A 16306-nucleotide genomic window follows, 5' to 3' on the forward strand; every position below is an offset into this window, starting at 1 on the left:
ATGACCATAGGAGAGTTGGCAGTTAAAAGACCAGTGGCCATGCTTATGTTTATGTGTTTTGTTTTGCTACTGGGCTTTGTTTCTTTAACGAACTTACAAATGGATTTGCTACCTAAGATATCTCCACCAGTACTAGCTGTGGTTACAAGGATGCCAAATGCTGCACCCCAGGAGATGTCAACTCTAATAACAGAACCATTAGAGGCAATTGTTGGCACTGCCAGTGGCCTAAAAAAGATAACATCACATTCCCAGGAGGGTAATTCCTTAATAGTACTGGAATTTAACTGGGGAAGTGATTTAGATACAGTGCGAGATGAACTAAAGGATAGAATTGAGTTAATGCCCCTTCCGGAAGATGCCACAAAACCCATGGTGGTGAAATTTGACCCCACAAGTATGCCTATTCTAAAACTTTCTGTAACAGGGGAGAAGGAATTAACTGAGATACAAAGGTTTGTGGAAGACACAGTGGCTCCTGAAATTGATAGTGTGCCTGGTGTTGCCTCTGTGGACATAAGTGGACAGCTTACCAGAGAAGTACAACTTCAACTAAATGAAGAAAGGCTCAGGGAGTTAAATCTTAGCCCAAATGCTTTAGTCCAAATTATTTCCTATAATAATTTGAATTTGCCTGCTGATAAACTTCAAAAGGATAATAAAAACCTACCTGTAAGGGTAGTGGGACAGTTTGAGGATATTAAGGAGCTGGAAAACCTAGCTGTTTCAATGGTCCCAGGCTCTGATTCCATAAAACCCATTTATCTAAAGGATATTGTTGAGATTCGTGATACATATGCACCAGTAAGTTCAATAAATAGAACCAATGGGAACCCAGGTATAAATCTTTCAATACAGAGGGAAGGAGATGCAAATTTAGTTACTGTAACCCAAGGAGTTTTAAGAAAAATTGAAGAGCTGAAAAAGGATGGATATGAAATAACCCTCACCATGAATCAAGGAGAAATAGTGGAACGTTCCATAGGGAACATATTTCAAAACCTTATTATAGGTGGAGCTTTGGCAATAGTGATTTTATTGGTATTTCTTAGAAGCCCCCTAAGCACACTTATTATAGCTGTATCCATACCCTTTTCCATAGTTGCAACATTTGTACTTATGCACTTTGCGGGGCTTACCTTGAACCTGATGACACTAGGAGGTTTAGCCTTAGGTGTTGGAATGCTAGTTGACAACTCCATTGTGGTTATCGAGAATATTTATAGACACTTGCAAAGGGGTGAAAATACAGTTGAAGCTGCTAAAAAGGGAGCAGATGAAGTGGCAATGGCTATTACAGCATCAACATTAACTACCATGGCTGTATTTTTGCCAGTGGTTTTCGTAGGTGGTCTTACAGGGGAAATCTTTGGCGAGTTAGCCATAACAGTGGCTTTTGCCCTACTAGCATCATTAGTGGTGGCCCTTACAGTTATACCAATGCTCGCATCAATAATTTTAAAGTACCGTAAAGGCAAGATCACAGGGTACAAAGAGTGGAAGCCCTATAGTAATTTTTTAAGATATCCACTTAAGTTTCGCCTAATAACATTACTTATAACCATTGCTGTCTTTGCTGCTGCCATGTCACAGTTCGGGGGAATTGGCAGAGAATTCATACCCGAGATGGATGAGGGAGCTTTCAACATAAATCTATCTATGCCTGTGGGTACAAAATTAGACGTTACAAATACAGAGGTTGAAAAAGTTGAAAGAGTATTAGAAGACTATGAAGGAATTAGAGCCTACTCAGTGAGAGTTGGTAAAAACGAAGGCACAACCAGTGGCAGCAATACACATACCGCCGAGATAAGCGTTATGCTAGTGGACAAAGCAGATAGAGAGATGGAAACCAAGGAGTACATGGATAAAATAAGGGAAGACCTTGTGGATATAGATGGAGAATTAGGCTTTGAACAGCAAAATGAGCTTCGTTCCATGGCTGGCAGTAGTGAGATGCAGTTGGTACTAAGGGGTAGAACCCTCGCGGGTGTTCAGCAGCAGACCCAACGTATTGTAGATGAATTAAAGGCCATGGACAATTTAGGTGAAGTTAAAAGTAACTTAGAAGACCAAAAACCAGAAATCCAAATAAATGTAGATAAAGACAGAGCTATCCTTTACGGGCTAACAACTGCTCAGATTGCTCAAAGGGTAAGGGTGGAACTTGGAGGAGAAAGAATCACCTACTTAACACATAATGGTCAAAGGATAGAAGTAAGACTGACAACTCCCCTAACCCAAACAAAGGATTATAACGAGCTTATGCAGCTGACTATCCCAACGAATATGGGAGAAATAACCTTAGATCAAGTGGCAGAGATCAAAGAAGCCATGGGTCCCCAAACTATATACAGAGAAAACCAACAGGTAACAGGATTAATAGAAGCTAAGATAGTAGATGGAGACTTAGGAACTGTTCAAAATGATATACAAGGGATTATTGATGAATTAAGCCTACCAGTTGGGTATCAAACGGAGTTCACAGGTTCCGCTCAACTCATGGAAGAAGGCTTTGCAGGACTTCAGTTTGCCCTGATACTTGCCATAGCTCTGGTTTATATGATTATGGCAGCCCAGTTTGAATCACTGCTTAACCCATTTATAATAATATTCACCATGCCCTTTGCCCTGATAGGAGTTGTGCTAGCACTACTCCTATCAGGTAGAGCCTTAGGAATAACAGCATATATTGGGATAATAATGCTGGCGGGGATAGTTGTTAACAACGGAATCGTTATGGTGGACTATATCAATGGACTAAGAAGAGAAGGTATGGAAAAACAAGAAGCCATAATCCACGGTGCAAGCGTAAGGCTTAGACCCATATTAATGACTGCCCTAACCACAGTCCTAGCCCTAGTTCCCCTAGCCCTAGGAATAGGAGAAGGGGCAGAAATGCAAGCTCCAATGGCCACAGCAGTTGTAGGTGGTCTTGTCACATCTACCATACTTACTTTGATTGTGATACCAGTGTTGTATTCGTACTTGTCTCCGAAGAGAATAAAATAAACTACGAAAGCGCCAATGAACATGCCCCTGTCAAGTAGACAGTAGAAAAAACAAAAAATACTATGCCGTCAATCATTAATTTGATTGGCGTTATTTTTTTGAAGGTGTTATTTATTTTACCCGCATTTATTCCACGGTCCTGTTGACATGGGGGCCCCTGTACCCTCTGGACTCCCATTTTTAGGCGGAAGTTGATACTTGACAAATATTTGGCTTCCGCCACACACATTTTACCAGAGGGTACCCCCCATATAAACAGGCTTTCGCGGCATAAAAGCTTATGCTACCTTACTTAAAAGGTGTTGCCTATACTCCATTGGAGTCATACATTCAAGCCTCTTCTGATAACGATGATTATTGTAATACTCTATGTATTCAATGACAGCAGATTCCAATTCCTGATATGAGCTGAATTTGTTGAGATAGTACATTTCTGACTTAAGGGTACCAAAAAATGCCTCCATAGGGCCGTTATCTATACAACGGGAGATTCTAGACATACTCTGTGTCATACCCGCATTATCTAGCTTGTTTTTGAACACTTTTGATGTGTACTGAAATCCCCTGTCACTATGGAAAATTGGCTTTGCATCAGGGTGCTGTTCATGGGCAATGTCAAAGGTTCTAAATACCAGTACATTGTTGTTTGAATTACCTAAGACAAAGGACACTATGCTCTTATCCCCCAGATCAAGTATGGCACTTAAATAAGCTTTTCCACTTTTTCCATACTTCATCTCTGTCACATCAGTAAGCCACTTCTCCCCAAACCTATTTGCAGAAAAGTCCCTATTTAGTATGTTTTTTGCTGTAATTTCTGGTGTGGATTTGATGTACCTCTTTCTCTTTCTACGACATACAGATTTTAGGTTTAGTATATTCATCAGCCTATATATTCTCTTATGATTTACATGGAAATCTTGCTCTCTATTTAACTTGATTGTCATCTGGCGATATCCAAGTATACCGCCTTTCTCTTCATATGCATCTCTGATTAATGGTATTAAAGTTTTGTTAAATTGTTCATTAGTACTTGCTTCTCTGTTTAACCATTTGTAATATGAGGAACGTTGAACCTTCGCAAAAACACAGAGTTTTGTGATTGAATAACCTTTAGTCTTTTTAAGTTCCTGTATCGTAAGATAGATCGTCTCATATCTTACTTGGCTTAAAACCGCCCCCTTTCTATTTCTTTCAACTTTTTTAAAAAATCTATCTCCATTTGCTTCTGGCGAATTTCAGCTTCAAGTAGTTTGTTTTGGGCTTTAAGTTTGTCCATTTCAGACATGTCATCTTCTGACTTTCTTTTGCCTCGCTTGTCTTGAAGGGCTTCTATACCTTTTTTTAGGTATTTATTAGTCCATGAATTAACCTGCTGGTAAGATACATTAAACTTCTGTGCTGTTTCAACATAGTTGCATTTATTCTCAATACAGTACTTTACTATTTCTACTCTTTCATCAAAATGGGTCTTTCTTCCTTTAGTCATGATAGATACTCCTCCAGTACCAGAAGATTTTAATTTCTCATAACTATTATACTTCATAACCCATGTATGAAGTATCCCTGTAGAGCGTATTCCATATTGAAAACATATATCATGCAAAGAACCCTTACCAGAAAGGTATTCCTTTATCGCCAATTCCTTTGCATTTGAAGAATGGCTAGTATTCTTTGCACTAGTAGTCGGTGTTTGTCAATAAAGTTGTCGCATTTTAATAAAAATAATTATGAGTTCTGGACCCGATTTGTCATTGACATGGAGCCTCTGCCCGGTCCTTAAAGGCATGCCCATAAATAATAAGTCCTGCCTTTTCAACAGGCTACCATGTGGGCCTCTCCAAGTAAATGATACGCTTCGCCAAATCTAGTCTTGTGATTACACTTGCTCTTCCTGACTAATAAGTTCCACGGCTTCTTCATCCTTAATAGGATTTAGTGCCACAAACTCTGGCAACTCCCAATTTCTGATATGTCTAGCCCACCTTTCAGGATGCTTTCGTTGAGCTAGTTTATAAGCTTCGATACGTTTAGCCATTATTGCCTTATCGAGACCGTAATGTCTCTGATAGGGTGTTATAAACTTAATACCACTATGCAAATGCTCGTTGTTGTACCAACTTACAAATTTTCTTACCCATTTCCTTGCTTCATCTATTGATTGAAACCCTATAGTAGGGTACTTCGGAACATATTTCATTGTTTTAAATAGTGATTCAGAGTACGGATTATCATTACTTACCCTAGGTCTAGAAAATGAACTTTGGATCCCAAGCTTCTCTAGGGTTGCTTGAAATGTAGCAGCTTTCATTGGGCTGCCGTTATCAGAATGAAGGACCAGGGGTCTTCCAGCTATGCCTTGTGACAAGGTTGCTTTTCTTACTAGTTGCTCTGCATATTCTGCTTTTTCTGACTCCCAAACTTCGTACGCCACTATCATTCTACTAAACATGTCCAAGATTAAATATAGCTTAAAGTAAGCACCTTTTACAGAAGCATTCAACCAGGTTATGTCCCATGTCCATACCTTATTTGGAGCTGTCGCAATATGTGTAGGAGCTTCCTTTTTTATAGGCTCTTTAGTTTTAGATCTATGTGCATTCATTTTTTCTTCTCTCAATATTCGGTAAATTGTCGATTCGGAAGCAAGATATTTACCCTCGTTAGCTAACTTCGGTACAATCTGAGAGGGAGGTAGGTCAGCGTACTCGGGGCTATTTACCGTATCTAGTATTATGGAGCGTTCTTCATCGCTTAACTTGTTTTTGGGAACAGGCCTTTGCGCCAACGGACGTTGATCCTTTTTCACTTCATTTCCCTTAGACCAACGCTGATAGGTTCTATCGCTTATATTAAGCTCTGCACAGGCTGGTCTTAATCTAGCACCACTATCTACGGCCTCTTTGATCAGCTTTACTGCTTCAACACGATCTGAGTCACTGATCAGTCTTCCTCGGGGTCCCCCCAAATCGCGTTTGCCTTTTTTCTAAGTACCAATAAGGCAGCCGTTTCAGCTAATGCCTTTTCTTTCATCCGAAGCTCTTTTTCTAGCTCTTTAGCTTTTATTTTCTCTTCTTTAAGCTCACTCTTTATCTTCTTAGTATCTTCTACAGGTTCATTATTTGCATTAAGACATTGCTCTTTCCAAGCTTTAACTTCCTCTACATAAAGACCTTTTCTCCTACAATACTCTGCTAGTTGCAGTTCCGATAGAGTGGCTGTCTCTAAAACAACATGAAACTTATCCTTAGATGTCCACTTATCCTTTGGTTTTTGCTTTCTTAAACTACCATTGCTCCTTTTTACCCATGTATAGATAGTTGAGCTTGGTATCCCTAACTCTTCTGATAAATCATTCACTGTCTCTGATGAAGGGGGCTCAAGCCTCTTTAAAACTGTATCTATAAAATCTTGACTATACTTGCTAGTTCTAGGCATTATTCTCTCTCCTTAGGTTCATTGTCGTATTTTTTCTATTATACATCAATTTCTATACGACAACTATCCTAACACATAGGGTAGTCAACCCATCAACACCCAACGACATATAATTACTGACCCATCTCCTCATGGTATCTTTACCGACACCGATTAACTTAGCTGCATGGCTAACTGAATTTTTTCCTTCTATACACATAAGAACATACTCTAACTTTTCTTCTGGTGAGAATTTACTTTTCCGACCCATAAAAAATACTCCTCCTTGTTGTAAACAGTTTTTATTATTTTAACTGTCTACCACAAGGGGAGCATATCACAACGGCGCTTTGAATTTTGGTTTAATTTTACAAAAATTGTTACTTTTTTCCTAACTAAACCATTTATTTTTCCCCTATTTATGTTAAAATAGTAGTGTTGGTAGAACTATTGTCCTAATGGAAGAAATGGGGGATTATTACTATGTCAAACATTAAAAAAAGGTTGGGGGATTTATTGGTTGAAAACCATATGTTGACAGAGGAACAGCTTATGGAAGCATTAAGGTACCAAAAGCAGAATGAAATGAGGCTAGGAGATGCTTTGGTGGAGCTAGAGCTTATTACATATGAAGCACTTATAGAAGTTCTGGAATTTCAGTTAGGCATTCCCCATGTAAATTTATATAAATTTGCTATTGAAGAAAAGGTTATCAACTTAATTGATAGTAATCTTGCAAAGAGATTTTCTGTTATCCCACTAAAGCTAAACGGTAAAAGCTTAACCCTTGCTATGATGGACCCATTGGACATAGTGGCCATTGATGAAATAGCAAGGGTTACAGGCTTTGATGTTGAGCCGGTAATCGCATCACCTACTGAGATACAAAGAGTGCTTGATCAACATTATGGGATTAAAGAGTCAGTTGACAAGGTTATTAGAAACCTTGAAAGTACGAAGGACATAGAAAAGGAAATACTTGAGATCGACCAATTGAAAGAAATGGTTGACGATGCACCTATAGTTAGGGTTGTTAACTCCATTATTGATCAGGCCATAAAAGAAGGGGCCAGTGATATACATATTGAGCCAAGTGCTGATAAACTGGTTATTCGATTTAGGGTGGATGGTGTCCTTAGGGACATTATGAACTCTCCTAAACATACCCAAGGGGTTATTATATCAAGACTTAAGATTATGGCAAACATGGATATTGCAGAAAGAAGGCTTCCGCAGGACAATCGATTCCAGACTAATGTAGGGGGAAAAGAAATCGATGTGAGGGTTTCTACTTTACCAACTATCTATGGTGAAAAAATGGTTATGAGGATTTTAGATACCAGTTCTCTTATTTTAGATATCAATAACCTTGGGATGGAGAAATTTAATCTTAACAGATTTAAGGAGATTATATCTAAGCCAAACGGTATTTTCTTGGTAACTGGGCCAACTGGATGTGGAAAAACAACTACACTTTATTCATTATTAAGTTATTTTAATTCTAGAGATAAAAATATAGTTACAATAGAAGACCCTGTAGAGTATCGTCTAGTGGGTATAAATCAAGTTAATGTAATACCTAAGATAGGGCTTAACTTTGCAGAGGGTTTACGTTCAATTCTTAGACAGGACCCTGATATAGTAATGGTGGGAGAAATCAGGGATAAAGAAACAGCAGAAATAGCCATTAGGGCAGCCCTTACTGGTCATGTGGTTCTTTCAACCTTACATACAAATGATGCTCCAGGGGCTTTGAATAGACTTATAGATATGGGCCTGCCACCATTTTTAGTGGCTTCTGCTATCAATGGTGTAATGGCTCAGCGCTTGGTAAGGAGAATCTGTGCTACCTGTGGTGGATCTGGGTGTGGTAAGTGTAACAACACTGGATATAAAGGTAGGGCAGCTATTCATGAAATTCTTGTTATGGATGATGACATGAGACAGGGGGTAATGAACAAGATTAGTAATAAAGAATTAAAGCAATTGGCACTGAACAAAGGACTGATAACCCTGTACAACGACGGGCTAGCGAAGGTGGAAAATAAAGTAACCACTAAGGAAGAAGTACTTAAGGTTGCTTATGGGGAGGAATTTTAATGTCAATCATTAGTATTTTAGAAAATGCCTGTAAAAGGGATGCCTCTGATATTCACTTAACTTACGGTAGCCCCGTGATATACAGAATACAAGGTTCATTGGTCACTGTAAATGCCGATATATTAACTGAAGAAACCCTAAAGGAGTACGCATATACACTTTTAAGAAGGGCTGGACTCTTTAACAACGGAGAAAAGATTGAAAATGTTAAAGAAATAGATTTTTCTTTTGATTTAGATGCAATAAATCGATTTAGAGTGAATATATTTAGGCAGCGAGGATATTATTCCATAGCTGCAAGGGTTATACCTACTAACATACCAAATTGGGGGACACTAGGGCTTCCTGACTCTGCTAAAGATTTTGCACAACTTAAAAAAGGATTGGTACTGGTCACAGGGCCAACTGGAAGTGGAAAATCAACAACTTTAGCTTCACTTCTCAACATTATAAATGAACAGCATTCGTCTCATATTATCACATTAGAGGACCCTATTGAATTTTTACATAGAAATAAAAAGTCTATAGTGAATCAAAGAGAAGTAGGTAAAGACAGCGATTCGTTTAAAGATGGTTTAAGGGCAGCAATGAGGCAGGATCCAGATGTGATCTTAGTAGGTGAGATGAGAGATTTTGAAACAATTCAAACTGCCATTACCGCAGCAGAGACTGGCCACCTTGTTTTTGCTACACTGCATACAGTTAGTGCTGCAAAGACCATAGATAGGATAATAGATGTTTTTCCACCAGATCAGCAAAATCAGATACGGATTCAGTTGGCTGACACTTTAAGGGGTGTGTTAGCACAACAACTAGTACCTACAGTTGATAAAAGGAGAACCGTTGCTGTTGAGCTACTTAAAGTAAACACTGCCGTAAAAAACCTTATCAGGGAAGGCAAAAATTTTCAAATACAATCTATACTTGAAACAGGCTCTAAACAAGGTATGTGTACAATGGTACAGTCTTTAAGGAATTTGTTATATGATGGGATGATTTCAGAGCCTATATTTAATGAATATTATCAAAGTGAGTAGGTGAGAGGTTGTTATTTCAATATGTTGCCAAAAACATAACGGGGGAACTGATAAAAGGGCAGTTAGACGCAGAGGATTCAAAAAGGGCCCTACATTTACTCCGTGAAAAAAACCTTTTTGTTTTACAACTGAAAAGAGCGCAGCTCCAGACAACAATTAAACTTTTTCAACGTAAGGTTGGAGTAAAGGATTTAGCTTTGTTTTGTAGCCAAACCTCAACAATGCTAAAAGCAGGAGTGTCAATAACCAGATCACTTCAGACAGTGGCAGATCAAACTGAAAATAAACTTCTTAAAGATGCTGTAACAGATGTAATAAGAGAGCTAGAAAATGGAAATACCCTGACAGATAGTGTGAAAAAAAGGGAAGATGTTTTTCCACAGATATTTGTTTCCCTAGTTGAAGCTGGTGAAGCAGGAGGAGTACTAGACACAGTGCTGGAGAGGCTTTCCTTGTACTTTGAAAGTGAGAGGGAAATTAAAGAGAAAGTAAAATCCGCAATGACATACCCAATGTTTATCGGAGGGTTTGCCTTAGTTGCTTTAGTGTTTATGCTTGCATTTATTGTTCCAAACTTTGTTAGTATGTTTGACCAGATGGGAGCAGGTGATGAACTACCTTTGATAACGAAGATTTTAATTTCTTCTTCGGAGTTTCTCCAAAGGAATATAATTTCTTTAATCTTACTTATATGTGCCACTATTTTTGGAATGAGATTACTATTACAAAAACCAAATATACGTATTTGGTGGGATTATAGAAAGACAAGGATGCCTGTTTTTGGCAAGCTTATAAAAAAAATCGCAGTATCAAGGTTTTGTCGAACAATGTCCTTAATGACAGCCAGTAGTGTGGGTATCGTAACTTCCCTACAGTTGGTATCAAAGGCAGTTGATAATAACAGTTTTGGTGAAGAGATCCTAGACGTACTAGTGGGTATTCAAGAAGGTGGTACCCTTGTTCAAGAATTCAAGAAAAGCAGGTATTTAGATAACCTCACCTTACAGATGCTTTCAGTTGGTGAAGAGACCGGTAATCTGGAAACTATGCTAGAAAAAATAGGCGTATACCATGAACAGGACGTAAAGTACTCCACTGAAAGACTTGCATCACTTATTGAGCCATTGATGATAGTGGTTGTAGCTATATTTATTGGCCTTATACTAGCAGCAGTATTGTTACCAATGTTTGATATGATGCAACACATTTAATTGTAGGGGAGAGGGGAGAAAATGTTTAATTCTAATTTTGTCGCTATAGATATTGGAAGTGGATATATCAAGCTGTTTTACCAAGATAAAGTGTATGAAATACAAACACCTGAAGATTCAATTTCAAGTGGTGTTATATCAGATGTGGGGAAAATAGCCGAAGCTATTAAAGCTCTAGTTTTAGATAAAAAACTTCAAAACAAAAGTGCTGTACTAGTTTACAATGGACCTAGTGTTTTTACTAAGGTAGTGAAAATCCCCATGATGAGCGAAACAGAAATACAAAATTATCTTGAACTAGAGGCTGATAATATAGTTCCTTTTCCTGCTAAAGAAGGGGTATTGGACTATATAGTACTTAAGAAAGATGTGCAGACAATGGAGATTTTAGCAATGGCCATTAAAAATGAACTAGTTATTCCGTATATAAATGTAATCCAAAGGTCAGGGCTCACACCATTGGCCATAGATATTCCAGCCATGGCCATAGCAAGGAAGATTTTTAAAGAAAAAGAAGATGGTTTACAACTGGTAGTCGATATCGGTAATGCCACAACAGATATCCATATATACCAAAACTCGATTTTTAGCTTCTCGCGTAGTATTAACATTGGAGGAGCTGATTTCGACAACATTTTATCTGCGTCCATGGGCATAGATAAAAAAGTGGCTTTGAAGGATAGACTGGCAAAGAATTACCAGCCTATGACCTTTAGAGGAATTTTAATGGATTTACAAAGGGAGCTTAACAGATCATTTGATTATTTTAGGTATAGATTTGGCAATCAACAAAGTAGTAATTTTACTAAAGTCTACCTTATAGGTGGAAACAGCAACATGGCTGAGCTTACGGATATCATCACTGAAGTTTCAGGTAGAGCTCCTCAGATATGTGAAGAAAGCAAAAATCTACTGGTTAGAGGTTTAGGGAAGTGGAGGTTGAACCCATGAGAAATATAAATTTACTTCCCTTACAATATAGACCAGAGCCAAAATTTATATTCAAGAGATTTGCAACTGTACTATTAGCAAGTGTAGTTCTCTTAACTGTACTAGGAAGCTTCATAGGACTGAGAATAAACATACTAAGTACTAATAAGCTAATAAACTCTGCTAATGCAAACATAGAAGCTTTAGAAAACAACCTTTTAGCAGTGGACAATGAAAACTCTCACTTGCAGAATGTAAGGGATATAGTTATGTTAATGGAGAAAATTGATGCAAGTTACATAAGCCAGGTTGAGGTTTTTAATGATTTAGCAAAGCATACGCCACCTGCTGTAACAATTACTAATGCATCTATTTATCCCGAAGGAATAATTTTAAATGGAAGAGTAAGTAATTTATCAGCTGTTTCTTTATTTTTGCAGTCTCTAAATAGTTGGAACATGTATGAAGGGTTTTCAATACCCCATGTTAACTTAGTAGAAGGTCAGTATGTCTTTCAAGTTCAAGGTTCTCTAAGGAGGGGTGAATAATGCTAGAAATGTTTAAAAAATTATCCTCCAGAGAGAGAAATATGCTTATAATTCTTTGTAGTCTAATATTTCTTTATGTTATTTATATAACACTTTTTGAAACATCAATGACAACACTTAAGGATGCTAATAAACAGTTAGAGTCTTTACAGTCTAGGGAAGATGAACTAAACCTGCAGTTAGCAACCTATAATGGACTTAAAAATAGATATGGTAGTTATGATATAAATGAGTTACAAAAAATACTGCCTGCTGAAGGTAAAGTACCGGAGATAATACTTTGGATAGAGAGTTTGTTTGCTGATACTGGTCTCTCAAGACCAAATATCAGCTTGAATCTAGTTGAAAGCCAAGAAAAACACATGCAACTTACACTGACCTTTTCAGGACCATATAATAGCATTTATTCACTGATAAATAACATTGAAAACAACACAAGGCTTACAAAAATTGAGAGAGTGAATCTCAATGGAAACCAGGGGTCTTTAAACGCAAATTTAGTTGTAAATGTATATGGTCAATCATTCCACGAAGTGCCAGATGGACAATTTAATTTTTCCAATGAAGCTCTGTTTAGAGGTCAGTAAGTATGGATTTAGCTATAATTGCAGTGTTTGGTCTATGTTTGGGAAGTTTCCTAAACGTTTGTATTTTCCGTATACCTAAGAAGCAATCCATTGTTTCTCCACCTTCTAGCTGTATGGGTTGTGGGAAGAAAATTCCACCCCTTTACCTAGTTCCAGTTGTGGGGTACTTAATTAGCAGAGGGAAATGTTTTAATTGTAAGGAGAAAATCTCTATCCAATATCCAATTATTGAGATAGTAGCTGCAGTGACAGCAGTTATTGTATTCAAGTTTTTCAATAATATCTTAGATTTTATTATCTTGTATAATTTGCTGTTGGTACTTTTGGCAATCACTGTTGTAGACTTAGAAGAAATGATCATACCAGATCAATTTATCATTTACCTTATCATCTGCTCTGTGCCATATATTGTTGTAAATAATAACTACATAAATATACTGGTAGCCTTAGGTCTAGGTATAGCATTTTACCTCATAGCTGTACTGTCTAAAGGAGGTATGGGTGGAGGAGATGTAAAACTAGCTTTTGTCATGGGATTATACCTAGGCATAGGACCTGGGATACTAGCTGTGTTTTTGTCTTTCGTCCTTGGGGGTTTAATTGGGATAGTTCTTTTGTTAACTGGAGCAAGCAGAAAAAAAGCCATACCCTTTGCACCATATATGGTGATGGGTACAGTTGTGGCATTGTTCTGGGGAGAGAAAATTATTGATTTATATTTAAAATGGGCAAGGTTAATTTAAAAGTGACAATTTTATAATTATTGCAGGAATTTAACTCTATTAGGTCGAAAGTACTAATAAAGGGTTTTATTTGCTAGAGGCAAAAAAACATATAAAAAAGAGGAGGAAATAAAAATGTTTAAATTCTTTGGTAAGAAATTAAATGAACAAAAAGGCTTTACACTAATCGAACTTATCGTAGTAATCGCAATCATTGGTATCTTGGCAGCAATCGCAATCCCTAGGTTAGGTGCCTTTACAAGCAGAGCAGAAGATGCAGCAGAAAAGGCTGATATCAGAATTATTGAAAGTGCAGCTCAGATGTATTATGCAGAGGTTGGTAGTTTTCCAGCGGATATTAGTGCTTTGACAGAATACTTAGATGAAGAAATTCTTGATAAATATGAAGGTACTACATTTGATACTGATAACGGTAAAATCTCTGAATTAAAAGTTGACGAAGACTAAGTACTCTTCAACAATCAACCATCACCACCCTGTCCCACAGACAGGGTATGTGAGAAAGCTTCAAAATAAATATTTTGGAGCTTTCTCACATATAGAGGAGAATAAAATATAATACTACCTGAGGATGTTTATGCATAATTTATTTCAGGAGGAGTTTTCTAAAGTTACTAATAATAAATCCTCTAAATTCCATGGACTGAAAGGAAGTGGAGGGATGTTGAAATTTTTGGACAACAAGGGATCTAGTTTAACCCTTGTACTAATAGTTTTGATGATTATGGCAGTGTTGGGTAGCACTGCGCTATTTGCCATGAGCTCAGAGGGTAAACAAGCAGCAAGGCATGACCACAAGGTACAGGCTTATTATCTTGCAAGAACTGGGGCTGAAGCAGTTTCAGAGTATATCATTCAAAACCCAAACAATATTTCAGACATAGATATGTTAATTAGCTCTATACCATCTGACATGACAAATCCCTTGGGAAATAACGGCAGTATTGCTATAGAGGCAGTTAGGGATGACAACAAAGTTATAATAACCTCTACGGGAATTTTTAAAGGTGTAGAAGATGTTGTGGTACTGGAGTTAACACTTCCAGGTTTTTCATTACTCGACTATGCCATATTTACTTTGTCCTACCAACCAGATAAAATGGATCTAAAGAATAATATTTCTATAGTTGGTCCCATAGGTAGCAACTCAACCATTGCAACAAAAAACAAAACTGACGCTCCCGATATAACTGAAAATGCAAATATACCCATGTCTGAGCTACCCCAATTTGATGCTAGCTTATTTCCAGCCATAACTTCTCTACAGAATAACTACAACACTAGTTCTGGAGACTTATACGTTAGGGTACATGGAGAGAAGACTAACAGAACTATCACCGTGGAAGGCAATAATATACTACATTTACTAGTCCAAGGTGAGTTGGAGTTACACGGTAATGGAGAAATTAAAACAGAGGGCAACAGTAAAATAATTATTTATGTTATGGATGGCTCTGAAGTTACCATATCAGGTGGCTCGAGAATTAATGCATTTGTATATGCACCTTATTCTGTAGTGACATGGAATGGTGGTGGCAGTGCCACAGAACCAATGCTCGGGGGATTCATAGCCCAAGAGTTCAACGGTCCCAGTAGCAATGGTCAGGTTATAGAGCATGATGTAAACCTTCTGCTTCAAGGGGCTTTTACAAACATAGATGAATTGGTCACTGGTACTGGTTCATCAAGCTTTGAAAGGCATTGGAGTAAATAGATTTCACTATGTAAGAAAAGGTGATGAGATGCATCGAATAGTTAATAACAACAAAGGCTTTACCCTTATAGAAGTAATAATATCTATCCTGATAATATCTATAATAGTTCTGGCTTTTCTATCTATTTTTAGCAACAGTGTTATAAATGTATTTTCCATGGGCAATAAAAATACCGCCATGGTGCTGGCCTCGGATATCATGGAGATACTTTATGGTTCTCAACCCTTTGAAAATATTGGTCAATTAAATGAATTTTTAGATAGCTTAGAGGGGAATTTCAGCTATTCAGTTCAACAATCAACACTTCTCGGTGAAATAGATGGGTTCAATGTTACTATAGTAGCATATTACAAAAATGGTGATCGATCTGTGGAATTGAAGTCATTTATAAGGGGGGAAGACTGATGCTAAACTTCCTTAGAAATGACAGGGGGATAACCCTAATAGAGGTCATAATATCCATGGTGATAATGAGTATAGTTATGGCACTGGCTTTTTCCCTATACTTTTTTGGTTTGAGGAGCTTTAGTACTAGTACATCTCAAGCTGATATTCAGCAGGAAGTACGTTTAGTTGATGAAATAATAAAAAAACAGTTGAGAAATGCATTGGAGTTAACCATAGATAGTGGCTCTGACTACCATGAGTTGAAGCTTGTGAACAACAAATTTTACTACAATAACAACCAATCTGTTTCTCTTAAATGGGTGCAGAACATAATTGTAAACTCTAACACAAATGGAAATATATTAATTTATGAAATAATCACAAAAGAAAATAGATTTAACATGAAAAACCAACTGTTATTAAATAACTTCACACTAGACAATCCACTAAGTATACAACTTACTAATCAGGTCCTTTACTATGAAACAACAGACTAAACAGACTATTGCTTTTAAAGCAATGGTCTGTCGTATTCTATACGAGATAAATACTCTCGAATTTTTATTAAACCACTATCTATATCCTATAAAATAAGATAATATGGGATTAATAATACGTG

Annotated in this window: 16 protein-coding genes; 12 read left to right on the forward strand and 4 right to left on the reverse strand. The window is 37.3% G+C overall.

Translation table 11 applies throughout. The features are described from left to right. The gene (locus HYG86_RS15645; RefSeq protein WP_213166497.1) at positions 1 to 3012 is read left to right on the forward strand and encodes an efflux RND transporter permease subunit; all 3012 of its coding nucleotides are present in this window, start codon (positions 1 to 3) and stop codon (positions 3010 to 3012) included. Between the two features lie 278 nt (positions 3013 to 3290). Here the strand turns inward: HYG86_RS15645 and HYG86_RS15650 are convergent, their stop codons facing one another. The 4 genes from HYG86_RS15650 to HYG86_RS15665 form a co-directional block, all read right to left on the reverse strand. Further along, positions 3291 to 4160, reverse strand: coding sequence for an IS3 family transposase (locus HYG86_RS15650; RefSeq protein WP_246451976.1), 870 nt, complete (start codon positions 4158 to 4160; stop codon positions 3291 to 3293). Between the two features lie 20 nt (positions 4161 to 4180). Further along, complete coding sequence (locus HYG86_RS15655) at positions 4181 to 4654, reverse strand: helix-turn-helix domain-containing protein (RefSeq protein ID WP_213166498.1); 474 nt, start codon at positions 4652 to 4654, stop codon at positions 4181 to 4183. Between the two features lie 237 nt (positions 4655 to 4891). Next, positions 4892 to 6450 (reverse strand): IS3 family transposase gene (locus HYG86_RS15660; protein WP_213165724.1). Its coding sequence is split into 2 segments (ribosomal slippage): positions 4892 to 5982 and positions 5982 to 6450, totalling 1560 coding nucleotides; the frame shifts between segments, so codons are not numbered across the junction. A gap of 52 nt (positions 6451 to 6502) precedes the next feature. Continuing rightward, on the reverse strand, positions 6503 to 6700 hold the full coding sequence (locus HYG86_RS15665; protein WP_213166499.1) for a transposase: 198 nt from the start codon (positions 6698 to 6700) through the stop codon (positions 6503 to 6505). Between the two features lie 212 nt (positions 6701 to 6912). On the opposite strand from HYG86_RS15665, the gene HYG86_RS15670 reads away from it, so the two are divergent. The 11 genes from HYG86_RS15670 (at position 6913) to HYG86_RS15720 (ending at position 16184) form a co-directional block, all read left to right on the forward strand. After that, positions 6913 to 8529, forward strand: coding sequence for a GspE/PulE family protein (locus HYG86_RS15670; protein WP_213166500.1), 1617 nt, complete (start codon positions 6913 to 6915; stop codon positions 8527 to 8529). Next, positions 8529 to 9566: a type IV pilus twitching motility protein PilT gene (locus HYG86_RS15675; protein WP_213166501.1), complete on the forward strand. Its 1038-nt coding sequence runs from the start codon at positions 8529 to 8531 to the stop codon at positions 9564 to 9566. The genes HYG86_RS15670 and HYG86_RS15675 overlap by 1 nt, the downstream gene beginning before the upstream one ends. Positions 9567 to 9574: 8 nt before the next feature. Then, positions 9575 to 10777: a type II secretion system F family protein gene (locus HYG86_RS15680; RefSeq protein WP_213166502.1), complete on the forward strand. Its 1203-nt coding sequence runs from the start codon at positions 9575 to 9577 to the stop codon at positions 10775 to 10777. Between the two features lie 21 nt (positions 10778 to 10798). After that, the gene (pilM, locus tag HYG86_RS15685; protein ID WP_213166503.1) at positions 10799 to 11728 is read left to right on the forward strand and encodes a pilus assembly protein PilM; all 930 of its coding nucleotides are present in this window, start codon (positions 10799 to 10801) and stop codon (positions 11726 to 11728) included. Next, positions 11725 to 12255: a PilN domain-containing protein gene (locus HYG86_RS15690; RefSeq protein ID WP_213166504.1), complete on the forward strand. Its 531-nt coding sequence runs from the start codon at positions 11725 to 11727 to the stop codon at positions 12253 to 12255. The genes pilM and HYG86_RS15690 overlap by 4 nt, the downstream gene beginning before the upstream one ends. Next, positions 12255 to 12842 carry a type 4a pilus biogenesis protein PilO gene (gene pilO, locus HYG86_RS15695; RefSeq protein WP_213166505.1) on the forward strand — a complete coding sequence of 196 codons (588 nt, stop codon included), beginning with the start codon at positions 12255 to 12257 and terminating at the stop codon, positions 12840 to 12842. Before HYG86_RS15690 ends, pilO begins: the two co-directional genes overlap by 1 nt. Positions 12843 to 12844: 2 nt before the next feature. Next, positions 12845 to 13585 carry a prepilin peptidase gene (locus HYG86_RS15700; protein ID WP_213166506.1) on the forward strand — a complete coding sequence of 247 codons (741 nt, stop codon included), beginning with the start codon at positions 12845 to 12847 and terminating at the stop codon, positions 13583 to 13585. A gap of 114 nt (positions 13586 to 13699) precedes the next feature. Continuing rightward, entirely contained in the window at positions 13700 to 14032 is a 333-nt protein-coding gene (locus HYG86_RS18335) for a competence type IV pilus major pilin ComGC (RefSeq protein ID WP_281391290.1), read from the forward strand. Positions 14033 to 14246: 214 nt separating this feature from the next. Next, positions 14247 to 15299 (forward strand): DUF7305 domain-containing protein, encoded by a 1053-nt coding sequence (locus tag HYG86_RS15710; protein WP_213166507.1) that lies wholly within the window; start codon positions 14247 to 14249, stop codon positions 15297 to 15299. Continuing rightward, on the forward strand, positions 15277 to 15705 hold the full coding sequence (locus HYG86_RS15715; protein ID WP_213166508.1) for a prepilin-type N-terminal cleavage/methylation domain-containing protein: 429 nt from the start codon (positions 15277 to 15279) through the stop codon (positions 15703 to 15705). The genes HYG86_RS15710 and HYG86_RS15715 overlap by 23 nt, the downstream gene beginning before the upstream one ends. After that, a complete protein-coding gene (locus tag HYG86_RS15720) occupies positions 15705 to 16184 on the forward strand; it encodes a PilW family protein (RefSeq protein WP_213166509.1) in 480 nt (159 codons plus the stop codon). Before HYG86_RS15715 ends, HYG86_RS15720 begins: the two co-directional genes overlap by 1 nt. Positions 16185 to 16306 lie beyond the last annotated feature (122 nt).

The sequence above is a fragment of the Alkalicella caledoniensis genome (assembly GCF_014467015.1).
GTDB lineage: Bacteria > Bacillota > Proteinivoracia > Proteinivoracales > Proteinivoracaceae > Alkalicella > Alkalicella caledoniensis.